The following is a 22,397-nucleotide window of genomic DNA, read 5'->3' on the forward strand; positions in this document are numbered from 1 at the left end:
GCATAAACTGATGGAGAAGGAACAGCCCGCTTGGCTATTTTTTCGCTTCTCAGGAACATGGCTAAAAATAAAGTAAAGGAGAATACGAAAATGGTTAATTTTTGGACATTGATTTTCGGCACCCTCAGCTGGGTTGTGGTGGAAAGTCTGCTTTACAACCCGATGCATAAGTGGGGCAAGTTTTGGGCGAAAGAATCAGGAATGGCAGAGAAGATGGACGGTCAGCAGATGACGACCGGTGACATGCTCTTTACCTTTGGCGGCACGATTGTTGGTGGGATTCTCTTATCGGCAGCGACCTATCAAGTCGTCTATTGGTTTGCCACATTCGATCATGATGGTTGGCTGATGACCTCCTTGCAAGTCGCTTGCTTATTGTGGCTAGGGGTGTATGGGGTCGCCACCTTCGTGATGGCTGTTTACTCGGGACAGTCCCGTAAATTAGTTGGGCTGCACCTTGTGAATGGGTTTCTAGGAGTGATCGTTTTAGGGCTTGTTGTCGGACTAATTGGACAATAGGCAGCGATCATATCCCAGCGAGAACGTTCAAAGATCTCAACGAATCAATCCTAAAGAAAGCCGATCTTGTCTCGACAAGGTTGGTTTTTTTGCGCGTGAAATTAATCTCACTATAAAAAAAAGCTATAAAAGCAAATTGTTTATGCTATACTGAAAATAACTAAATTTGACAGGAAACACAAACCCACGGGTTTGCGAAAAATCATGAAAGAAGGAAACTTAGGGAAAACGAGGAGGGGAAAAATGAAAACGAAAAGCAAGTTAGGTAGAAGAATGTTTGCTACCGTTTGTTTGGCGGTGCTATTTTTTTTGGCAAGCTGCAGCCGCGCAGGGGTTGACTCTGCAGCTGCAAATCAAGTATTGACCAATAGCAACAGTCATCAACAATATGCTTTGTATCTATTTGAAGATGGAAGGATCACTGTCAATAAAACGCTGAGTTTTTTGGTCGATCCGAATCAGGAACCTGCGGACTTGGTAGAAGAACAAGAGGCGCAATTAGTGCAGATCAACGAAACACTGCAAGCAGAGTTTCCCAAAAGCAAAGCACTGACTGCGGCAGACATCGGCACTATGCACACCTTTGAAGTGACAAATGCCCAAGTGATCATTGATCAAGAGAAAAAGGAAGTGCGCATGACTGGCGATGATTTTGAGAAAGTATTCAAAATGGTGGACAACAATGACAAGCGTCTGATCGATGATGAACAAAACGAGTACGAGTTTTCTTACGATGAGAAATAGCAAGTGATAAAAAAGCAGCTGCCTCCGACGAGACAACCACTTTAGACTGCAGACAAACCTTAGACAAAAATGAGGTTTGTTTTTTTTCGTTGCAAAATATTAGTGACTATTACGGAAAACATTTTGCGCAAGGAGTAAGTCCGCGACTTTGCGCTTCTGCTAAAGTGGCAGGCGTGTAGGTACCGTTGCCGCATTTTCTCGTATGATATTTCGAACCTGTTGGTGTAACGAGGACCGACGTTTGGGCTTGATTGCTAGCAGCGACTGGCTGACTTTGTTCTGGCACAGCGGCGGCTGCCTGCCGTTCTTCCTCCGCCTTGGCTTGAGCGGCTGCTTGTTCGTTGGCAGCGATCGTTTGCGCCACTGTTTTTGTTCGAGCAGCTAATTCCTCATCGGGGGTCTTGAGACGAGCGACAGCATCTTCTGCACGAGCAAGGGTATCTTTTGTCGGCTCCGCCTCTGCCGCTTCCACCGCTTGGACAGCTTCTGCAACGAGTGCTTCTGCTTCTTTCTCAGAAATCTTAGTTTCTACAGTGGATAACCGACTTTCAAACGTTTCCTTGTTCAACACTGCTTGTGCGACCAATTCTTTTGCCTGATCGAAATCCTTGCGCTCAAGAGAAGCTTCAGCGGTATCAAGGGCTTTGCCGATGGCAAGGTGTTCTTCAACTACAGCTAGCCGGGTAGCAAAATTTTCGTAGGTTTTACTTAAAGCATGAATCAGCGTCACGGCTTCGTCATAATTCTTTTGGTTTGGCTGGGTTTCGGCAAGCGCCAGTGCCGTCTCAGCTTTTTCCAGTGCTGCTTGTTCTTGTCTTTCAGCTTGTAAATTCGCTAGAAATGCGCGAGAAGGTTTGACGGTGACGACTTCTTCTTTGGCGCTTCCACCCATTGAGGCTTGGAGAGTAAATTCCTGTTCCTCTTCATCTTCAAGTTGCACGGTGTAAGAAAATGTTTCGTCCGCCAGCGAAACCTCCACCCCGTTGATCGTCAGTTGCGCTTCTGGGTTGGTTTGACCCGTAATCGCCGCTTCGCCTTGTTCGTTGGTAACCAGTTCTGCTTCATCTACGTGAAGCTCCGGTGTTGCTGCTGGAGTCATTAGTGCTCCGCCAATCAATAAGAGAAAACCACCCATAAAAATAACGATTTTGTTGCGAAGCGACTTTTTCTTGATCAAACTAAGAACAAAAAAGATTCCGCTTACAACCATTGTCAAAAAACCAACAACAAAAATAAATATCCCCATACTTTTTTTCCATTTCCTTTCTTGTGAATAATTTAATTATAACATTTTTCCTAACTTATCCGCCATTAATAACCGGCTAGCAAGGGTTGCTGAACGTATGGAGGGAGTTCAACTAGCAAACCAATAGATTTTTATCAATAATAAATAGATTTACGGAAATTTTTATTATAAAGTGATGTAGAAAGAGTTTTTTTGTTTGTATTTGCTTTTTTTGCTAAACAGCTCTTGGTCCTAATACACGTATTTACTTCATTACTAGAAAAAGACGCTTTGAACAAACGGATGAAATCGAGCAAATACCTGCAAACAAGCGGCTTTCCCCAAATAACACCATAAAAAAGACATTCCCCCTCATGTGCAACTAAGCCACTTCATTGATAAGAAAATCAGTATGTGCAAAAGGAGTAGCAATGAAAATCACACAAATCCAATGTCCCAGCTGCTTGGGTCAGTTAACCGTTGACTGGGAGACAGGAAAAGCAGTCTGCCAGTATTGCTTAACTAAGTCAGTCCTACAGTCGCCGCCAAAACAAACGCAAGAAGCTTCGAATGAACAGGCTCCCGTAGTTTTTCAAAAAGTCAAAGAAGGGTTTTATTCGTTTGCCTTTAATGAAGACGAGGTAGCAAATGCCTTGAAAAAATGGCTGATCCAACAGGAATCAGTTCCTGAGGACATTATCGTTCATCTTGAAGTCAGCGAGGTAAAACGATATTTTATTCCGATTTATGAATTTCAGGTGACCTATACGATGCACTGGGAGGGGGCCTTTGGCTACGATACCCATTCCATTGCATGGGCAGGCTCGCATACGACCACGTGGGAAAAGAAGCGAGGCGACCATTCAGGTGAGACGGTTATATTCTATCAATGCGGCAGTTCGGAGGTGATCGAACAAGAAATTCCTCAGAGCTTTGAGGTCAATGATGAAATGAAAAGAAAACCGCACTTTAATACCGATCAAAAGGAATTTCAACAGCTAGTCTCAGCACATGCTATTCATGTTTTTCCCTTTGATATTGAGCAAGAGCAGGCGCTCTTTGGTTCTGAAAAACAAGCGGAATTGAGAGCTCATGCGAATGCGGTGATCCAGAAGAAAGAATCTGCCGATCATCTAAAAGAGCTGCACCTAAATCTTTCCCTGATCAGCTGTGCTACAGAAGAGCTCTACTTTCCCCTGTATATGGGCACCTTCAAGTACCAAGAGCAATCCTTTGAATTTGCGATCGACGGCAAAGATCCTGACCGAATGAAGCTGCCGATTATCCCACAGTGCCAAGCTACCTATCAAACGGTTGCGAATTTTTCAAAAGCTCGTAAGGTTTTTGGCTGGTCCTCCGTACTCTTTTTTACGTTAGGTGTGATCCTGATGATCTTGGCGCTATTCATTTCTGAATGGCTTCCTCTAGGAAGAGTATTTAGGGCTGTCATAGGGGGGATTGTCATGAGTTCCCTGCCAACTGCAGTTTATTGGGTAGTATCGGGGATAGTGTTGCACTTTCTAAAAGAACAGTACCTCAAAACAGTCCAAAAATTTAGAGATGAGCTCCAAAGAGAATTATTAGGTAAGAAAACTGGGACAGCTTTTTTAGCAAACTACGAGAAGCGTGGAAAGCATCTTGCAAGAATGAGGAAATTTTATGAATGGCTCGATACGCTCGCTTATGTGGTCGTGGTCGTTATCCTTATTTGGAACATTCTTCGGTTTCTTTGATAAACCATCTTGTTGAAAAGAAAAAACGATTCATAAAAAAGGAGAAAAAATGAAAATCACCCAAATCCAATGTCCCAGCTGTCTGGGACGTCTAGAAGTTGATTGGGACTCAGGGAAAGCAGTCTGTCAGTATTGTTTAAATGAGCTGTTGATCAAACCGGAACAAAAAAACCAGGAACAAACAAAACAAGTCGTCTCGCTTAAAGAGTTGCCACACATTCAAGGGACTGTCAAAGAAGGGTTTTATCCGTTTGCCTATGATGAAAAGGCATGTGAAGCGGCGTTAAAAAATAAACTAGCATGGCAAGAGACCATCTCGGAAAGTATCTTTTTTGAGCTAGAGATGGTTCATCTAAAACGTGTATTTATCCCGATGTATTACTTTCAAATTGCTTATGATGCTCAAGTGAGAGGGAGCTATGTCCACGAGGAACAGCAGAGGGGGAGTGGGCGCATTACTGCCGATATTTCTTTACATAACAGCGGGAACACAACAATTTTCAATGAATATTTCCCTACGGATACCCAAAAAGAAGCGGATTACAGTATCAATGGTAAGCTGCCGCTGCATCTTCAAAAAGGAGCCGCCTATTGCACGGATATGCAGCAGTTTTCGGCACTTAGCCAAGGCGCTCAGGTGCTGCCCTTTGATATTTCCAGAGAAGCGGCACTCTCTGATACCCATCTAATGGAAGTCTTTGAAGCAAAAGCCAAAGACCATTTGGTGGGAGCAGATGTTGCCAATGAGGTTCAACTGACTCTTTTTCCGAAACAATGTGATACGGAAAAACTGTATTTTCCTTATTACATTGGCGAATTCAAATACGGAAACCAAACCTATTCTTTCGTGGCTGATGGCACCGATGCTGAACGTCTCTTTCCAACCCAGCTTCCTGAATGTGAACAGCTGGTGCAAGTGAAGAAAAGTTTTTCCAAAACCAGCAGGATCCTTGGAAATTCTTTCTGTATATTTTTATTGTTAGGTATGCTTTCAGGAACGTTCTTGAATCTTTTTTTTGGTGGATTTTTAATGCCTGCCGTTGCCTTTAGTCTGATTGTTTCAGCGGTCATCTTGCTGATTGCTTGTGTCGTGACTTGGTATTTCTTGCTCGTACCAGAGGTCAAGTTTTTCTCAGAGTACGGCAAATTCAAAGCAGAACTTTCTCAGGCATTGAGTCAATCGGATGCATCAGCAACTGCAGTGAAGAAAGCTTTTGAAACGCGTAGGAAGAAACTCGTCCGACAGACAGTATTTTACAGCAGTCTGGAAAACATGGCGTATGAATTCGCCTTGATCCTTTTTTTAACATTCCTGACTTGGTATTTCGGTTTTTATGGCATATCGCTTCTAGTGCTGCTGGCGTTTTTCAGCTGGAATACGATCCGTATCTTTACCACGGATAGCTCCGATACCTGTATCGAAACGAAAGGATGATTCAATGGATATTATTCCGATTCAATGCCCCCACTGCTTAGGAGAACTAGAAGTCAATTGGGACGCTGGCACGGCGATTTGTCTGTATTGTCGTGGGAAAATGGTGATCAAACGGTCCTTCGATCCTACCAAAAGCCCGCATGCCAATCCTATGACAGCAAAACAGCTTTCGTTGACGCACCTTGCTGTTTTGCTGAAGAAAATCAGTCAATCAGCTGCTGCCAACCAAACGATGGATCCTCTTCCCCTGGGAAACTCCTCAGCGGCAGGGGGTTCAAGTAATCACAAGCAGTCAAAGCAAGCGGCAATGAATCAGACGTCTTTGATTCAGCGGGCGCCACGCGATCCAGTCAAGGAGCGACAAACTCGTTTGAATGCTTTTTTGCAAGAGCAAAATTTTTTGTTCTATTTTTCTGGAGAAAGACAAGTGCTACCAAGGCAATGGCAAAGACAAGTCCTCGCTAGTTTTCAAGTGCCTGAAACGGAGACCCCTCTTGCGTTGCTAACGTCAAAGATGACTGGCAAGAAAGCGAATGCGGGACTGCTTTTTGGCGTTGAACGAGTGTATTTGTGCACGTACGAAAAGAAAGAAAAACGAATAGTCAGTTTTTCCTGGAGTGTTTGGAAAAACCTCGGTTTTGAGGTCCAGCATAAAATGTTTAGTAGCTTTTTGGTGATTCAACAGGAATATCGTGTTCCTCTTCAAGCATTGGGCTTTGCGACCCAATCATTTTTGCAAGAATTACAGCAGTTGTTGCAAGAGTGGGAGACTGGCTAGTGCTGAGTATCGATGAAATCAAATAGGGAATCAATTTATTGGTCAAAAAAACAAAGAGAGCGTCGCAAACAGCGGCGCTCTCTTTCACTTCATGTGGTTTCCAACTCAGCATTGTTGGTCTCTGTTAAATACTCGGCTTCATCGTTTAAAAGACTGGCCGTCGTTCGCAGCGTGTCGTAAGAATGCAAAACGGCAGCGAGACTTTTTTGCGAATCACTGATTTTCATAGTCGTCGACTCGGTACTATCTAACACGACTAAGGCTTGTTGGTTGATGGCTTGCATGGTTGCGGCAATGGTTTGGGTCAACTGCTTGGTCTGTTCGGCTAATTTTTGCATTTCATCGGCAACTACCCGAAAGCCAGCTGCTTGTTCGCCGATCCGTGCTGTTTCGATGGAAGCGTTGAAGGATAGCAGTTTGGTTTGTTGTGCAATGCGGTCGATGTCATGCAGCACCGCTGTCACCTGTTGGCTATCCATTTCTAAGGCATGGGTCGTTGCTTGATTTTGATCAGACAGCCGTTTGACTTGCGCCAAGTTCTCTGACAAATGATCGACTTGCTGATGCCCGTTGGCAGAAAGTCGTGTCAGGGAAGCAGCACTTTCTTGCACTTTTTTGATAGTGACCGCTAAGGCTTGTTCTCTTTGGGTAATGTCAAAAGCGATTTTGACGACGTTGACGACTTCTTGCTGCTCATCGAGGACGGGGAAGTAGATTCCTTCTAAAATCAGTTTTTCTCCTTGTTTGTTTTTTCGGATGATTTTGTCTTGAAACCGTTGCTTTGAGTACAGCAGTTGATTCCAAAAAGCTTGGTAATCCGTACTGGCAGCATAATGGTCAAAACAAAAGGTCCGATGCGGCAAGCCAATGATTTCTTCTTGGCTGTACCCTAGGATATCAGTCATGTTGGCATTGGCGAAAACAACTTCTTTTTGCGGATCAAAGACTATGACAGCGAGTTCTTGAAAAATAGCAGCGAGCAGACGGTTATTTTGTGTTTCATCTAATGTGAATTTCATACGTACTTACCTACGCCTTTCAGTTTTTTGGGAAGTTTACACAGCGAGTGTCTTACAGTTATCGGTCATGAAGGCAAGGCAGTTAAGAGTGCAAAAACCACCTTTTTTGTCGAACAAAATGCCTGGAAGCAGAAGGAAGCAAGATTCTTTGCATCAGAATGACTTGGTGGTACCCTTAAGGTCAACACGAACGATTTCAAACAAAAGGAGAGAATCGTATGACAGATAGAATTTCGTTGGAAAAAGCAGCCGTTGAATTTAGTGAGGCAAATGCACCGCACCCACGGATCTATGAATTACCGCCAGAAGAAGGGCGCGCACTATTGGAACAAGTCCAAGAGTCACCCGTCAATAAATTGGCGGTTGAGATAGAAGATCAGACCGTAGATACAGGCGAATGGGGGACCATCAATGTTCGTTTTGTTTGTCCTGAAGGAAATCATGCGATTCTCCCTGTCATTTATTATCTCCATGGCGCGGGCTGGGTCTTCGGCAGTGCCGCGACTCATGATAAATTGATCCGTGAATTGGCGGTACGAACCAACTCGATCGTCATTTTTCCTGAATATAGTCGTTCACCAGAAGCAAAATACCCAACGGCGATCGAACAAAATTATGCGGTCTTGCAGCAATTACCGGGATTTGTCGATGTCAAAGGCTTAGACCTTAGCCGTTTGACCGTGGCTGGTGATTCCGTAGGTGGGAACATGGCGACCGTTATGACCTTGTTGACGAAAGCCCGTGGCGGCATTCCGATCGCACAGCAATTATTGTTCTATCCTGTGACAGATGCCCGCTTTGATACGCCTTCGTATGAAGCATTCGGCGAAAACTATTTTCTGACCAAAGAAGGGATGCAATGGTTCTGGGATCAATACACGACGGATGAAACACAGCGGAATCAAATTACCGCTTCTCCTTTACGAGCGACCAAAGAGGAGTTAGCCGATCTGCCACCAGCGTTGATCATTACAGGGGAAGCAGATGTCTTGCGGGATGAAGGGGAAGCCTATGCGCAGCATTTACGAGCAGCTGGCGTGGAAGTTACCCAAGCACGTCTGCAAGGAATCATCCATGATTTTGTGATGGTCAATGCGATGGATCAGACCCAAGCTGCACGAGCGGCCATGACACTGGCTGTCGGTTGGCTGACGGAAAAAAATGTCCCAGCAGAATAAAAAACCGACAAAAGAAGCTTCTTTTTAGAGGTGTTCTGATACAGTAAAGGATTTATGGGGTGGAGCGATCCACTCCTTTTTTTGTCGGAAAAATGGAAAGACATACACCTGCAGTCTGAAGCAGATGCAAACGCTCTCTAAAAAACTACGTTTTTATAGTACAGATATTAATGAGTGTTTTTCGTTGATAAATAAATAGAAAGTGCTATTATATGTATTGTGATTAATACAGTTTTCGAAAAGAGGTAATACAGTGAGTGCAAAAGGATCAGAAATCATTGTTGAAAGTTTAGAAAATCATCGGGTGCCTTATATCTTTGGGATTCCCGGTGCAAAAATCGATGGCGTATTTGATGTGTTGAGTGATCGGGGACCAGAGTTGATTTTGGCGCGACATGAACAAAACGCGGCATTTATGGCACAAGCAATCGGTCGCCTGACAGGAGAGCCAGGAGTCGTCATTGCGACAAGTGGACCAGGAGCCAGTAATTTAGCGACTGGGTTGGTCACGGCAACTGCCGAAGGTGATCCCGTCCTGGCACTAGCAGGACAAGTGAAGCGTTCTGACCTTTCAAAATTGACCCACCAAAGCATGAATAATGCGGCATTGTTTGCGCCGATCACGAAATTCAGCAGTGAAGTCCAAGATCCTGAAACCCTTTCTGAAAGTATTGCCAACGCCTTTCGCATCGCAAAAACAGCGAAAAAAGGGGCGAGCTTTTTATCCATTCCTCAAGATGTGACGGACGGAACCGTTCAAGGGGCAGCGATCAAACCACTATCTTCGCCTAAATTAGGCAGTGCCGATGCAGAAGATATCCAGGCACTCGTCGATCGGATCAAAGAAGCCAAACTGCCTGTCTTACTCTTAGGAATGCGGGCTTCAGGCGTGAAAGAAACACAAGCGATTCGTCATTTAGTTGCAAAAACTGGGTTGCCTGTCGTAGAGACCTTCCAAGGCGCTGGGATCATTTCTCGTGAATTAGAAGAGCATTTCTTTGGCCGCGTCGGCTTGTTCCGCAATCAGCCTGGTGATATGCTGTTGAAACGCAGCGACTTAGTGATCGCTGTGGGGTACGACCCGATCGAATACGAAGCTCGCAACTGGAATGCGGAAAAAGATGCCCGCGTGATCGTCATCGATGAAGTACCGATGGAGATCGATCCATTTATGCAGCCAGAAGTTGAACTGATGGGCAGTATCGCGAAAATTATTGAACAACTATCAAAAGCCATCGATCAGTATCACTTGACCGAAGACGCTCAAAACTATTTAACGACGCTGCAAACCAAACTCAATGAAAAACCAGCGGATGTCGAAGGCAGCAACAATACCTTGCATCCCCTGGAAATCATTGATGCTTTGCAACAAGAAGTGACCGATGACATGACGGTGACGGTGGATGTCGGCAGCCACTACATTTGGATGGCCCGTCATTTCCGCAGTTATGAGCCACGGCATCTGCTCTTTAGTAATGGCATGCAGACTTTAGGGGTAGCTTTGCCATGGGCGATCGCGGCAGCGCTCGTGCGACCAAATACTCAAGTGATCTCTGTATCTGGCGATGGTGGCTTCTTGTTTTCTGCCCAAGAGTTAGAAACAGCCGTCCGTTTGAAACAAAACATCATTCACTTGATTTGGAATGACGGTACCTACAATATGGTGAAATTCCAAGAAGAAATGAAATATGATCGTGCTTCTGGGGTTGATTTTGGACCAGTTGATTTCGTGAAATATGCCGAAGCGTTTGGTGCCAAAGGCTTACGGGCAACCACCAAACAAGAATTGATGGCAGCCATCGAAGAAGGCTTTGCAACGGATGGTCCAGTGATCATTGATATCCCTGTGGATTATTCAGACAATGCCGATCTTGGCAAAACGATCCTACCTGATCAATTTTATTAAGACCAAAGGAGCATCAAGATGAAAGTGAAAAACAAAAGTTATTTATATCAGCATGGCACCCTAGGTGGGTTGATGCAGGATTTAATGGATGGCACGGAGCAAATCGGAAAAATGCTTGAATATGGCAATTTTGGGATTGGTACTTTGGCTGGTTCCAATGGTGAAGTGATTATTTTAGATGGTGAAATCTACCATGTAGACGAGTCGGGCAAGGTACAAGTGCTCCAAGGAAATGAAGGAACCCCCTATGCGGCAGTCGTTGATTTTTCTGCGGCGAAGCACCTGCAGGTCAGCCAAGAAATGACCGATGAAGAAGTGAAAAACCACGTCCTGACAGAAGTCAGCCCGAATTTGTTTTCCGCTGTCAAGATTTATGGGGTATTTACCAAGATGCACGTCCGCGTTGCCCCAAAGCAAGAAAAACCGTACCCAAAATTCATTGAGATCATCCAGCATCAGCCGGAATTTCAAGCAGAAGATATCAGCGGCACGATCGTCGGGTTCTTTACCCCGTTGCTGTTCCACGGTGCTGCGGCCGCCGGTTTCCATTTGCATTTTATTAGTGATGATCGCACATTTGCTGGTCATGTCTTAGACTTTGAAGTGGCAGCTGGCGAAGTCGAATTGATGGAACTAGCCGAATTTCGTCAGCATTTTCCTATCGACAACCAAGACTATTTGCAGCGGGAGATCGATGTCGCAAAAATCGCCAAGGATATTGAAGCTGCCGAATAAGCAGCAGACAGCAAAAAATAATTGATCGCCAGTAGAGTGGTCTCGGATCGAATTGAACGCAAAGCAGCAGTGAAGCCAACGCTTCACTGCTTTTTTGTGCTTCCTTCTATTCATGAGGCTTGCTGCAAAACCTGGATACTTCGATAGAAAAGTTGGGAAATGGTCAAAAATCTGAATTAATTCTTATTTTCGAGCAAATAAATTGATATGTTTTAAGAATGATGATAATTTTTGTGCTAATTAGAAGTATTTTGTTGAGAGTAATTGCACTTGACTGATTTTATAGAGAAAAGAGGAAAGATATGAAAAAAAAGTTGACGACTGCGCAAGGAGCCAGTGTAGCGGATAACCAGAATTCTTTGACGGCGGGGCGCCGTGGACCAGTGTTGATTCAAGATGTCCATTTGCTAGAAAAACTGGCACATTTTAATCGTGAGCGGATTCCCGAACGGGTCGTTCATGCGAAAGGTGCGGGGGCTCATGGGGTCTTCCGAGTAACAAACGACGTAACGATGTACACGAAAGCGGCGTTTCTTTCAGCCATCGGGAAAGAAACGGAGATGTTTATTCGCTTTTCAACGGTTGCCGGAGAACTAGGGTCTGCGGATACGTTGCGCGATCCTCGGGGGTTTGCGGTTAAATTTTACACGGAAGCGGGGAATTATGATCTCGTGGGCAATAATACCCCGATTTTCTTTATTCGTGATCCGTTGAAGTTTCCTGATTTTATCCATACCCAAAAAAGAGACCCGCGAACGCCCTTGAAAAATCCAGAGGCGGTATGGGATTTTTGGTCCCATTCACCGGAATCCCTCCATCAAGTCAGCCTGTTGATGGGGGATCGGGGCTTACCGGCAACCTTTCGTCATATGCATGGGTATGGGAGCCATACATTCGCTTGGCTCAACGCAGAGGGAGAACGCTTTTGGGTGAAATATCATTTTCGGACGGATCAAGGCATTATGAACATGAGTGCGGCACTCGCAGCAGAACTTGCGGGAAGCAATCCTGATTATCATATTGAAGATCTATATAAAGCGATTGAGGCAAAGGAGTATCCTTCTTGGACACTCTATGTTCAAATCATTCCCTTTGAAGAAGGTTGGTCAGCTGCCGTCAATCTTTTTGATGTGACCAAAACAGTCTCACAAAAAGACTATCCGCTCATTGAAGTGGGACGAATGACTTTGAATCGCAATCCAGAGAACTATTTCAACGAAGTCGAGCAAGTCACTTTTTCACCGGGCAATATCGTTCCAGGGATTGATTTTTCTCCGGACAAACTATTGCAAGGTCGGTTGTTTGCTTACGGTGATGCGCATCGTTATCGAGTTGGACCCAACAGCAGCCAGTTGCCGATCAATGCGCCAAAAGCGCCTGTCCATAATCACCAACAGGACGGTTTCATGAATACCAAAACGAATTCTTCAGGGATCAATTATGAACCGAACAGTTTCGATGGCATCAAAGAAAACCCGCATGCCAAGGGCATCCACTATTCGTTAGAAGGAGAGATCGGTTCCTTTGCTTACGATGAAGACTATTATAGCCAAGCAGGTGATTTTTATCGTTTGCTCTCAGAAGAAGAACGAACACGTTTAATTCAAACGATTGCGGGAAGTTTGGGACAGGTTCAAAATCAACAGATCAAAGAACGGCAGGTCATGCATTTTTACTGTGCGGACCCAGAATACGGCAGACGAATCGCTGAAGCGATCGATGTGAACATTTAAGAAAGGAGGAAAAAGAATGTTACTTTTACATGTAGTTTTTGGTCTTTTATCTTTTGTCGGAGCAATGATGCTGGGGGTGGCCTTTAAAGGGCAGCTGCGAGAGCTTTCAAGGCTTCAGCAATGGGCAGTCGGTTTGAGTTATACGGGCACGCTGTTGACGGCGATTTTGGGGATCTTGTCTGCATCTTCTCATCCAATCATCGTACTCATGACCCTCGTAGGCGCACTGGCTTTTACGAAACGGACATTTTTAAGTGCAGATCAATCCAAAGAGCAATGATTGCTGATAGTAGCAGCGTAGAAGGAAAAAGCGTACTTGATTCATTGGAAAAGTCCCATATAAAGCTGCTTCCACTAAAAAAGAACAGCTTTATATGGGAGGATTAGTCAGGCGTTCGTTTAAAGGCGACAAGGAAATATCAATTCTCTTTCTTTGGAGAAGCGGCGTGAATGATTGGAATTACTACGTATTATCAAGAACGACCAACCGCAAAATTCTCGGATTGATTCGATTCAAAAGATAATTCCAATCGGCAGCGTCGGGTATTGATTTTAATAAGACACTTTCAACATCCAGTAAGTATTCAGTGGCGTATTCGGAGTAGTTAGTAATGAGAAAATTAATGTTTTTTTCTTTTAAATACTCGTGGGAGAGTTCGTTTGAATCAGGGTAGTACATTTCATGATAAACGCCAAGATATTTTCGGATAATACTTTCAGCGTACTCACAAACATACTCGTTACCTTCAAAAATAACAGCTATAGTTCTCCGCGTGCCCCAATTCTCTTCAATGATGGCTTCCATGTGGAAGGTGAGACTTGCACAAAAATCATCCAAATGGTCGAAAGAATAGAGTGTTTTCACAAGAGGATGTGAGAGCAAAAACTGGCGATTTTTTTTATATTCAGCCGCAAATTTCTCTTTGACGAAAGCATTCAAATCATCGATGTTGACGTTCATCGTTGGCGATAACAACTCACGAAGCTTGAAAATAGTGAAGAATGACTCTAACAAAAGCAAATCTTTTTGTTCATCAAAGCTGTTGCCGCGATTTTGGGCATAGAAATCAGCAGTGATTTGTTTGATCGCGGGCCAGTGGTTATAGTTAAGACAAAACGCTTTGCTTGTTTCTAGATCGGTGTTGAGTTTGCGACGACAAATGATGCAAGTCAGAAGATAGATTGCTTCTTCTTGAGGAAAATCAAAGGTAAAATAACGCTGGATAATCTTTTTAAGGTCCTCATAATTTGAAAGTAAACCATTTTTTTTAACTAACTCGCTTAGTTCTGGAGAGGGGGCAGCAAGTAAACCGCGTTTGCTGCGCTCCACGCTAATATAAAGGATATAAGCAAAATAAGAAAACGAAGAGCTCTGTAAGGCCTTCGTTTCCAAAAGGTCAGTGATTTCCATCACCGCATCTTGTACATGGATCGAGGGAAATAACGTGTGGACATTAATGTCAGACTCGTAGTAAAAAAGACAGAAAAATTTTCGTATATCGATCTCCGAACCTGCCAGAGAGACGGGATCCGTTTTGATTTTTAAACCGAAAGGGGATAAAAATGGCTGTATTTTCCGGAAGTAGCTGATCAGCGCTTGTTCAGAAATATTAAGCGTTAAGCTCCAATCAAAGAGGGTTTGCTGCTCATCATAAAAAATACTTTCTAAAATCTGGAAAATCGGTTCATCTTTTATCAGTTCTTGCTTTTGCTTTCGATACCTATCATGATCGATTTCTTCAAAAAGATACCCGATTTTTGCTGTATGGATCGCCATAGCCTCTTTAAAATACTCTCGCAAGCTAGCAATGTCAGTAATCAACGTACGCGTACTGCTCTCGGTCACTTCAGCGAGTTCTCCCAGTGTACGGGAGGGACTTTTCTCAAATTCATTCAACAATTGCAGCCAGCGAATCAACGTGCGATTTCGCATGAATTTTAATTGAAATGTTTTCATGTCAGCCTCCGAAAAATAAGTTTAAATAATTATAGCATAATCATTTACACAGAGAATGAAACGTTCAACTGTTAGGCGTTCTTGCCACAGTGCCTTGAAGGCTCTGACTACCAGCAGAACATTTCCGGGAATATCAATCGTTCACGGTAAGTATAGCAAGGACCTGAGAAACCAATTGCCAAAAATCATACATAAACTTGAGAAAACGAAACGCTAATAGAAAGGCTCCAAACGCTAGATAAAAAGCTAATGAAGCAAGAAAAGACGATAAAAACACAGTTGTTCAACTGGCAGTTGCCCATTTGAACAACTGTGTTTTTTTCTGATGACGCCAGAGGATCTTAGGCAACAGAAAGTAAAAGCTGCAACCCAGACTCGATAACGAATTGGATGCAAAACGTGATCCTTTACCAGTAGACCCATTCTTCCAACAACTCGTTCTCTTTGACAAGCACGGGAGTCATTTGCTTGAGTCGAAAAAACGAAGCGTAGTATAATAAAAGAGAATTGATATTTATTTACTATTTGGATGACAACATGTTTTTTTGATAGAGGTTGTTAAGTGAAAAAAGGAGAGAAAGGAAATCGCCTATGAAGCATTCGCAAAAAGGGGTAGCGCTTCTTTTGGTTTGCGGACAACTTTTAGCTGGTGTGCCAGTTTCAGCTGCGGTTGTTGCATCGGAAGGTACGATCGTTGCCCAAACATCAGAAACAGCTGCACAAGAAAGTGACAGTAGCAGCACAGCAGGGACGGTTGAAGAAACTGCTCCAGCAGGGGAAGGACAAGTGTCCGATTCGGAGCAAGGATCGGCACCTGTAGAAAGTGTACCAGAAGGATCTGAGACAGCGCCGGAGGGAACAGAGCAAACCGAAGAACCAACCCCAGATCCCCAACCGACGCCAGAACCGAAACCAGAGCCAGAGCTACCGAGTAAGCCAGAGCCTTCTCAGCCAGAAGAACCAACCCCAGCACCGAAACCAGAAAAACCAACGAAGCCTGAAGCGCCCAAACCTGAGACGCAGCCAGAGAAGCCCCAACCGTCAGAACCTGTAGAAACGCAACCGACACCAGAAGAAAATAGGGGAGCAAGTCAAGAAACACCGGCGGCTGTGTCTCCGATCATACCACCAAGTACCCAAGCACCAAGCGGGCCAAGTCAATCCGATCCTATAACGCAGCAAGGTAGCGAAACGAGCTTGACGGTCACACCAGTAAAAGAAGTGTGGGATTTTATCCAAGAAATCGGCGAAGATGCCCGAGATATTGGCTTGAAAAATGATTTGTACGCTTCTGTTATGATTGCACAGGCTATTTTAGAATCAGGTGGCGGGCAAAGCAGACTGAGTCAGGCGCCGTACTTCAATCTCTTTGGTATCAAAGGAACCTATCACGGACAGGGTGTTGCCTTTCGGACACAAGAAGATGATGGTTCGGGAAATCACTACACAATCACGGCAACTTTCCGCCAATATACTGGGTACAAAGAGTCATTGATGGACTATGCTCGTTTGTTGAAAGAAGGGGTCGGGCAGCAGTCTGATTTTTATAAAGGCGTATGGAAATCAGAAGCGACTTCTTATCAAGAGGCTGCCCGTTATTTGACTGGTCGGTATGCCACAGATACGACGTATGATCAAAAGCTGACAGCTTTGATCGAAGCCTATGCGTTGACCCGTTATGATCAGAAAAAACCTGATGTGACCGCAAGCGAGACGTATCTTTTTCCTGTTGAAAAAGCCGTTGTCACTTCTACTTTTGGCCCACGTTGGGGAAGCTTTCATCGGGGCGTTGACTTTGCCGCAGCGTTTGGGACACCCATCATGGCGAGTCAATCTGGAACGGTCATCCGTTCAGAGGTTCATCCTTCTTGGGGGAATTATGTAGCAATTCTTCATGACGACGGGATGACGACGCTCTATGCCCATAATCAACAGAACCTTGTGAGGGTGGGCCAACAAGTGAAACAAGGAGAAACGATTGCCCTCATGGGTAGTACGGGCAATAGCACAGGCGCACACCTGCACTTTGAAGTCAGTGCATCGCCTAGTTTGAGCCAAGAGCAATTGGTCGATCCCATCGCTTTTTTAACAAAATAAGGATTGCCGAAAAGAGAGTATCGTGGATACTTTCTTTTTTTGTCTTTTCCAGCAATTTTTTGGGAGCAACGATTTTAATTTTTTTTTCATGAAAACCGAAAAAATGTTTAAAAAAATCGTGCATAGATTCTTTATAATTTTCACATAACCGTAACAGTTGCTAACCCATAAACTGGCGTGAACAGATCGGTCAGCCAGCAGCACAAATGGTAGGTTCGAATGCTATTGATGATGAGCGGAGAAGCAAAATCGTTACAGTTTTTACCCCTACGAATAAAAACTTGCTAACGAAGTAGGGGAGCGAATAATCAGGAAGTGCATCAATTATAAGTCTATTCCTTTTTTTCTAATCAGTATTGATCGTTGAAAAGAACTAACAAGAAATGATTAACCATAAAAAAGTAGAAGAGATAAATGAGCTGCTCTTTTTTTCTGTTAAACGAAAAGAATGTTTTACACAGTGATGCATAAAATAAAAAAAGAGGGGAACATTTTATGAGAATAAATAAAACGGATTTTGAGGCAGTGATGGCCAATAGCGAATTTTTAGACTATTACTGTCAATTATTTGAACAAAACGGTGAACGATCCGTCACAGATAAGCAATTAGAAAAATTACACTATTTGATTCAAAAGCAGGTGGCACTAACGATTCAAAAGAATGCGAGCTATTCCTTTTTTACACAAACATACAAGCTGCCGCAAACACTCGTAAAGGATTACCAACTGTTAGCGGAATGTACCGAGAGGCTTTCAAAAATAGAAATGGATCAGTTGATACCCAAACAATTTATTGAACAGGACTTTAACGTGCAGATGAAAAAAGTAAGTCAAGAAACGCAATATGAACAGCTTTTAAACATCATGACAGACACATTTAGACAAATAAAGAAAACATAGGTGATTTTCAACATAGCAGTTTTTTTTCAAAATGAAGCAAATAATACAAAGAATTTTCTTATTCCTTAAGCAGAATCTGATGAAAGTAAAAGCGAAATCCTTGCACTATTTTTAATAGCCGATAAAATAATTGTTATAAGACAGTAGTCTGGACACAACGCTTTTTTTCATCAGTCTATGAAAAAACCGATTTTTTATGTAGGATGAAAACCGATATAATGAGACTGCTTAGGCGCCTTTCATGCGTAAATTAGCCGCAAAAAAGAAATTCTTAGTAAGGAGCTTATGTTTGAAAAATTTTCAATTGAGTTTTGTCACAAGCAAATCGACCGTCCGATGGCTGCAGATTCTAAGTGAATTTGAAAAAAATGAAATTTGCAGTGCCAGCCATTTGGCTGAAGTAACAAGTAGTACCACAAGGACGATTGGCAAAGACATCAGTCAGATTAATGATTATTTCTGTGGGTTGATCCTGATCACTTCCACCAATCAAGGCTATTCGTTTGAACTATTTGATTATTCACAGTATGAAAAGAAAAAAGCCTCGCTTTTAGCGAATGAACCGCTCTTTATTTTATTGGAAAATATTTTTATTGGAGAGTTAAAGACGATCGATGAGTGGGCGGACTGCTTGTTTTTATCCAAGAGTACCTTATCAAAATACTTGCAGCGCATTCATGAACAACTGGCACGTTTTGATCTCCAACTAGCACTAGATCCCCTGAATATCGTTGGACAAGAAGCAGATATCCGCAATTTCTTCTGTACCTTTTTCTATGAAACGGATAGCACACCCCATACTGTCTTTCCGCCAGCTGCGGTCCAACAGGCAGTAACGGAAATCGGCAGGATGTTTAACAAAAATAGTTATCACACCGTTTCGTTTTCACAATATACGTATCTACTCTATATTTCGCTTGAGCGATTTATGCAAGGCAAAACTGTGCAAATCAACGACGAATTGTACCACGCCTTGCGACACAGTATTCAGCTGATGCACTTTCAGCGAATCAATGGCATTATTGAAAAGTACTTTCAATGTCGATTGACGAACGATGAACTTATCTTTTTGTTTGTTAGTATTATCACAAAGAAAAAACTGCAAAATGTGATCGTCGAACAAAAGTTTTGTCTTTCTTATAATCATTGGACCGAGATTCGCACGTTGACCAACGAGTTTTATCAGATGTTGAATGTATCGTCGAAAAAGCCTAAGGAAGATCAGATTCTGATCGAATCCTTTTTTACTTCTGCCAAATTGAAGGAGTGCTTATCCACTTCGGCCAATCGTAATATTTATGATGTGAATGCGTTTATTAAGAAAACTTTTTCTAAGGAGTTTGCTGCTTACCGAGAGTTTTTAGAAAGTAGTTGCGAGTACCACACCCTTTATTCTGTGGAGTATCTGACGGATTTTTGTGCAAACTTAGTGATTTTTATCGAATCTGTTCGAGAACGTCATTGGTTTCCCCGAAAAAATATCGCCTTTATCTTCGAAGGAAATAACAATATCGTTCAGTACATTGAGGGCTGGTCCAACCGCTATTTTAGCCGATCCCATCAAGTCTTTTATCCTGACTCAGGGGAAGTCAATGCTCAATATTTAGAACAAAATACCATTGATCTGCTAGTTACGAACTATGCCGAGCATGCGACCGAATTTCGAGATATCGTTGAATGTATCGTCTTCAAAACGATCCCTTCTTCTTCTGACTGGAATCGGCTGCTTGAACGGATCAATCCTAACGTCACCCGCCAATTTGCCCTAAAAGACCTCTTCTAGTTTCCCATTCTGTTTTGACCTAAAGAGTTGCTAGAAAGGGCCTTTTACATGAAAAGAAAGCACTTTTCCTTCACTGCTTAGACAGTGAGAAGGAAAGATGCTTTCTTTTTTAATGGCTTGACTCTCCGCAGCTGTGCAGGAGTGTGGGGAGGGGAAGTGGGGAGTGCATCAGGTACGGATGCAAGCCTTTGGAACCAGCGGTTTTCAATTCAATCGATCAATGTGGGCGAAATCATTGGGCTTCACTTAAGTAAATCAAACTCCAAGGCGCCTTTTGGTTTAGCTGAAGACCGGTCAATTCCCGATAGAAACAGGTTTTGTCTTTGACCGTCAGCTGAATGATCTCTTCTTCCGTATACTCGTTTAGAGAAGAAATTTTTAAAACATAAAGTTCTTTTAGTATTTGCAGCTGTGCGTCGATATCTAATAGCAACGACATTTTTTCGAAAAAAGTACCCTCGTCTTGTTCATAGATCGCCAAGAATCGTTGGCGCAAAGAGAGATAAAAATTAAAGATTTTTGGGTGTGTATAAGAACAGGGCGAGTGGATAAATTCTACGTCAAAAAAGTTTACATATTCTTCGGCTGATTGGATCGTTTTTAAGTTCATATCAATACTCCTTATAAGTGTTAGGAAAGGGCGACAATACGTGTCATTATCAAAAAGAGTCACTGTTAAGCAATGTCTTACTGAGAAGGCCCTTTTGTTTTTTTAATGATTGGGGGAAGGACTTTCGCTACATTCAATGTACAGGATATTCCAAATTGGCTCAAACGCGTTTTTTCGTAACCATACGAAGATTTGTTTTCGCTGGTATTAACGTCAAAAATGTTCAACTATTCTGATAATTGTTGTTATAAAAAGAATATTTTCGGAATGGACGAAATGACTGGGTTTCCTTTCTTTTCCAGCTGGTTGTTTTTTCATTCGCTGAAATCATGGTTGAGAAAAAACAGCATCAGTTGACCGGTAGGCTCATCCCCGTCATTTTTTCAAAGGTGTGATACTATAGAATTATCTAGAAAAACGATCCTTTGATTCAAGTTGCCAATGCCAAAATAGTGCGAAGACACGCAGTTGCAGTGAGACGCAACCGTCTGTTTCGGTGAAAAGAATTGGCTAAATAGGGACGTTTATTAAAGCAAACGAGGAGCAATTCAATGAATGAGAAAAAAACAGTTGTAGTGATCGGCGGCGGACTTGGTGGTCTATCAGCGGCGGTCTCATTAGCCCAAAATGGCTTTGATGTATCATTATATGAAAAAAATCACCATTTAGGTGGCAAATTGAACCGACTGGAAACAAACGGCTTCGGCTTTGACTTAGGTCCTTCGATTTTGACGATGCCGCAGATTTTTGAAAAATTATTTACTGGCAGCAATCGCGATATGGCGGATTATGTTGCGATTCGCCGATTGCCATTGGAATGGCGCTCCTTTTTCCCCGACGGCACCAAGATTGATCTCTATGGCGATCTTGCCCGCATGGCAAAGGAAAACCCCCACTTGTCGGAAAAAGACATGGCAGAGTACCAAAACTTTTTGGACTATGCGCAAAAGATTTATGATATCACGGAAAAAGGCTATTTCGAGAAAGGCTTAGATACCACGAAAGAAATCTTGAAGTATCACGGCGTGATCAAAGCGCTGAAAGGCTTTGATTATTTCTCTTCCATGCATGATGCCATTCAAAAACGTGTCAGCAATCCGCAGCTGCAAGACATGCTGAGCTATTTTATCAAGTATGTCGGGTCGTCTCCTTATGACGCCCCAGCCGTCTTGAACATGATGATCTACATGCAGCATGCCCAAGGTGTCTGGTACGTGCCAGGCGGGATGCATCGGTTAGCCGAAGGCATCGTTCGCTTAGCAAAAGAGATCGGTGTGACCTTCCATACGGGACATAAAGTGGAAAAATTGATCGTTGAACAAGAACAAATCCGTGCCGCTCGTTTGGATGATGGTACGTTGATCGAAGCCGACTATTTTGTTTCCAACATGGAAGTGATCCCGGCTTATGAAGAGCTGTTAGAAGAAGCGCCGACCTTTACTCGAAAACTGGAAGAAAAATTTGAACCAGCAAGTTCTGGCTTTGTCTTGCACTTAGGGGTCAAAACCTCCTATCCGCAACTGGCGCACCACAACTTTTTCTTTTCCAATGCCTCAAAAGAAAACTTTGATCAAAATTTCCATCAGCATCAGCTGCCGGAAGACCCAACGATCTATTTGGTCAATGCCAACAAAACCGATCCTTCGCAAACAGTGGCAGGGCATGAGAACATCAAAATCCTGCCCCATATCCCTTATTTGCAGGATAAACCCTTTACGGAAGCGGAATACGATGCCTTTCGTGAACGGATCTTGATCAAGCTGGAAAACATGGGCTTAACGGATCTACGCAAGCACATCGTGTATGAAGACCGCTGGACACCCGAAGACATCCAAAAGAATTATTTGTCACATCGCGGCGCCATCTACGGCACGGTCTCTAATCGCAAGAAAAATCATGGCTTTAAACACCCGAAACACAGCGAACGCTACGAAAATCTATACTTCGTTGGCGGTACGGTCAATCCCGGTGCCGGCATGCCGATGGTGACCCTTAGTGGCCAGCAAGTCAGTGAGATGATCACCAAAAGAGAACACTAAGACAAG

The 22,397-nt window shown here is 43.3% G+C and carries 18 protein-coding genes; 14 read left to right on the forward strand and 4 right to left on the reverse strand.

Going from position 1 to position 22,397, the window contains the following annotated elements; all coding sequences use genetic code 11:
* The first annotated feature begins 90 nt into the window (after nucleotides 1-90).
* Both CXM95_RS00895 and CXM95_RS00900 read left to right on the forward strand, forming a co-directional pair.
* Entirely contained in the window at nucleotides 91-519 is a 429-nt protein-coding gene (locus CXM95_RS00895) for a DUF1761 domain-containing protein (RefSeq protein ID WP_008376507.1), read from the forward strand.
* Between the two features lie 243 nt (nucleotides 520-762).
* Nucleotides 763-1,263 (forward strand): hypothetical protein, encoded by a 501-nt coding sequence (locus CXM95_RS00900; protein ID WP_008376504.1) that lies wholly within the window; start codon nucleotides 763-765, stop codon nucleotides 1,261-1,263.
* 109 nt (nucleotides 1,264-1,372) lie between these two features.
* Here CXM95_RS00900 and CXM95_RS00905 read toward each other — a convergent pair whose 3' ends face one another.
* On the reverse strand, nucleotides 1,373-2,509 hold the full coding sequence (locus CXM95_RS00905; RefSeq protein ID WP_101698752.1) for a serine protease: 1,137 nt from the start codon (nucleotides 2,507-2,509) through the stop codon (nucleotides 1,373-1,375).
* Nucleotides 2,510-2,919: 410 nt separating this feature from the next.
* Here CXM95_RS00905 and CXM95_RS00910 point away from each other — a divergent pair, with 410 nt between their 5' ends.
* Genes CXM95_RS00910 through CXM95_RS00920 form a run of 3 tightly spaced genes read left to right on the forward strand, consistent with a single transcriptional unit; the run spans nucleotide 2,920 to nucleotide 6,434 of the window.
* The gene (locus CXM95_RS00910; RefSeq protein WP_008376499.1) at nucleotides 2,920-4,221 is read left to right on the forward strand and encodes a hypothetical protein; all 1,302 of its coding nucleotides are present in this window, start codon (nucleotides 2,920-2,922) and stop codon (nucleotides 4,219-4,221) included.
* Nucleotides 4,222-4,270: 49 nt separating this feature from the next.
* Entirely contained in the window at nucleotides 4,271-5,656 is a 1,386-nt protein-coding gene (locus CXM95_RS00915; RefSeq protein ID WP_008376497.1) for a hypothetical protein, read from the forward strand.
* 4 nt (nucleotides 5,657-5,660) lie between these two features.
* Complete coding sequence (locus CXM95_RS00920; RefSeq protein ID WP_101698753.1) at nucleotides 5,661-6,434, forward strand: hypothetical protein; 774 nt, start codon at nucleotides 5,661-5,663, stop codon at nucleotides 6,432-6,434.
* Nucleotides 6,435-6,523: 89 nt separating this feature from the next.
* Here the strand turns inward: CXM95_RS00920 and CXM95_RS00925 are convergent, their stop codons facing one another.
* Entirely contained in the window at nucleotides 6,524-7,453 is a 930-nt protein-coding gene (locus tag CXM95_RS00925; RefSeq protein WP_008376493.1) for a methyl-accepting chemotaxis protein, read from the reverse strand.
* Nucleotides 7,454-7,671: 218 nt separating this feature from the next.
* Here CXM95_RS00925 and CXM95_RS00930 point away from each other — a divergent pair, with 218 nt between their 5' ends.
* From CXM95_RS00930 to CXM95_RS00950, 5 genes are all read left to right on the forward strand, one after another.
* A complete protein-coding gene (locus tag CXM95_RS00930) occupies nucleotides 7,672-8,631 on the forward strand; it encodes an alpha/beta hydrolase (protein ID WP_101698754.1) in 960 nt (319 codons plus the stop codon).
* A 253-nt stretch (nucleotides 8,632-8,884) separates the two neighbouring features.
* Nucleotides 8,885-10,537, forward strand: coding sequence for an acetolactate synthase AlsS (gene alsS, locus CXM95_RS00935; RefSeq protein ID WP_005232673.1), 1,653 nt, complete (start codon nucleotides 8,885-8,887; stop codon nucleotides 10,535-10,537).
* A gap of 18 nt (nucleotides 10,538-10,555) precedes the next feature.
* Entirely contained in the window at nucleotides 10,556-11,272 is a 717-nt protein-coding gene (gene budA / locus CXM95_RS00940) for an acetolactate decarboxylase (protein ID WP_101698755.1), read from the forward strand.
* Nucleotides 11,273-11,574: 302 nt separating this feature from the next.
* Nucleotides 11,575-13,005, forward strand: a complete 1,431-nt coding sequence (locus CXM95_RS00945) for a catalase (RefSeq protein ID WP_101698756.1) — start codon at nucleotides 11,575-11,577, stop codon at nucleotides 13,003-13,005.
* Nucleotides 13,006-13,021: 16 nt separating this feature from the next.
* On the forward strand, nucleotides 13,022-13,285 hold the full coding sequence (locus tag CXM95_RS00950) for a hypothetical protein (RefSeq protein WP_005232670.1): 264 nt from the start codon (nucleotides 13,022-13,024) through the stop codon (nucleotides 13,283-13,285).
* Nucleotides 13,286-13,468: 183 nt separating this feature from the next.
* Here CXM95_RS00950 and CXM95_RS00955 read toward each other — a convergent pair whose 3' ends face one another.
* A complete protein-coding gene (locus tag CXM95_RS00955; RefSeq protein ID WP_101698757.1) occupies nucleotides 13,469-14,962 on the reverse strand; it encodes a helix-turn-helix domain-containing protein in 1,494 nt (497 codons plus the stop codon).
* Nucleotides 14,963-15,553: 591 nt separating this feature from the next.
* Between CXM95_RS00955 and CXM95_RS00960 the strand changes: the two genes are divergently transcribed.
* From CXM95_RS00960 to CXM95_RS00970, 3 genes are all read left to right on the forward strand, one after another.
* Nucleotides 15,554-17,059, forward strand: a complete 1,506-nt coding sequence (locus CXM95_RS00960) for a peptidoglycan DD-metalloendopeptidase family protein (protein ID WP_101698758.1) — start codon at nucleotides 15,554-15,556, stop codon at nucleotides 17,057-17,059.
* 495 nt (nucleotides 17,060-17,554) lie between these two features.
* Nucleotides 17,555-17,959 (forward strand): hypothetical protein, encoded by a 405-nt coding sequence (locus CXM95_RS00965; RefSeq protein WP_061053586.1) that lies wholly within the window; start codon nucleotides 17,555-17,557, stop codon nucleotides 17,957-17,959.
* Nucleotides 17,960-18,248: 289 nt separating this feature from the next.
* Nucleotides 18,249-19,742 (forward strand): helix-turn-helix domain-containing protein, encoded by a 1,494-nt coding sequence (locus CXM95_RS00970; RefSeq protein ID WP_233499075.1) that lies wholly within the window; start codon nucleotides 18,249-18,251, stop codon nucleotides 19,740-19,742.
* Between the two features lie 232 nt (nucleotides 19,743-19,974).
* Here CXM95_RS00970 and CXM95_RS00975 read toward each other — a convergent pair whose 3' ends face one another.
* Nucleotides 19,975-20,352 (reverse strand): DUF7006 family protein, encoded by a 378-nt coding sequence (locus tag CXM95_RS00975; protein ID WP_005232663.1) that lies wholly within the window; start codon nucleotides 20,350-20,352, stop codon nucleotides 19,975-19,977.
* 551 nt (nucleotides 20,353-20,903) lie between these two features.
* On the opposite strand from CXM95_RS00975, the gene CXM95_RS00980 reads away from it, so the two are divergent.
* Nucleotides 20,904-22,391 (forward strand): phytoene desaturase family protein, encoded by a 1,488-nt coding sequence (locus CXM95_RS00980; protein ID WP_086298967.1) that lies wholly within the window; start codon nucleotides 20,904-20,906, stop codon nucleotides 22,389-22,391.
* Nucleotides 22,392-22,397 lie beyond the last annotated feature (6 nt).

Source organism: Enterococcus sp. CR-Ec1 (assembly GCF_002850555.1).
GTDB lineage: Bacteria > Bacillota > Bacilli > Lactobacillales > Enterococcaceae > Enterococcus_D > Enterococcus_D entomosocium.

Bases quoted from the DNA above. Each gene is read 5' to 3' on its own strand.
- CXM95_RS00895 (WP_008376507.1), top strand. From the start codon at position 91: ATGGTTAATTTTTGGACATTGATTTTCGGCACCCTCAGCTGGGTTGTG.
- CXM95_RS00900 (WP_008376504.1), top strand. From the start codon at position 763: ATGAAAACGAAAAGCAAGTTAGGTAGAAGAATGTTTGCTACCGTTTGT.
- CXM95_RS00905 (WP_101698752.1), bottom strand. From the start codon at position 2,509: ATGGGGATATTTATTTTTGTTGTTGGTTTTTTGACAATGGTTGTAAGC.
- CXM95_RS00910 (WP_008376499.1), top strand. From the start codon at position 2,920: ATGAAAATCACACAAATCCAATGTCCCAGCTGCTTGGGTCAGTTAACC.
- CXM95_RS00915 (WP_008376497.1), top strand. From the start codon at position 4,271: ATGAAAATCACCCAAATCCAATGTCCCAGCTGTCTGGGACGTCTAGAA.
- CXM95_RS00920 (WP_101698753.1), top strand. From the start codon at position 5,661: ATGGATATTATTCCGATTCAATGCCCCCACTGCTTAGGAGAACTAGAA.
- CXM95_RS00925 (WP_008376493.1), bottom strand. From the start codon at position 7,453: ATGAAATTCACATTAGATGAAACACAAAATAACCGTCTGCTCGCTGCT.
- CXM95_RS00930 (WP_101698754.1), top strand. From the start codon at position 7,672: ATGACAGATAGAATTTCGTTGGAAAAAGCAGCCGTTGAATTTAGTGAG.
- budA (WP_101698755.1), top strand. From the start codon at position 10,556: ATGAAAGTGAAAAACAAAAGTTATTTATATCAGCATGGCACCCTAGGT.
- CXM95_RS00945 (WP_101698756.1), top strand. From the start codon at position 11,575: ATGAAAAAAAAGTTGACGACTGCGCAAGGAGCCAGTGTAGCGGATAAC.
- CXM95_RS00950 (WP_005232670.1), top strand. From the start codon at position 13,022: ATGTTACTTTTACATGTAGTTTTTGGTCTTTTATCTTTTGTCGGAGCA.
- CXM95_RS00955 (WP_101698757.1), bottom strand. From the start codon at position 14,962: ATGAAAACATTTCAATTAAAATTCATGCGAAATCGCACGTTGATTCGC.
- CXM95_RS00960 (WP_101698758.1), top strand. From the start codon at position 15,554: ATGAAGCATTCGCAAAAAGGGGTAGCGCTTCTTTTGGTTTGCGGACAA.
- CXM95_RS00965 (WP_061053586.1), top strand. From the start codon at position 17,555: ATGAGAATAAATAAAACGGATTTTGAGGCAGTGATGGCCAATAGCGAA.
- CXM95_RS00975 (WP_005232663.1), bottom strand. From the start codon at position 20,352: ATGAACTTAAAAACGATCCAATCAGCCGAAGAATATGTAAACTTTTTT.
- CXM95_RS00980 (WP_086298967.1), top strand. From the start codon at position 20,904: ATGAATGAGAAAAAAACAGTTGTAGTGATCGGCGGCGGACTTGGTGGT.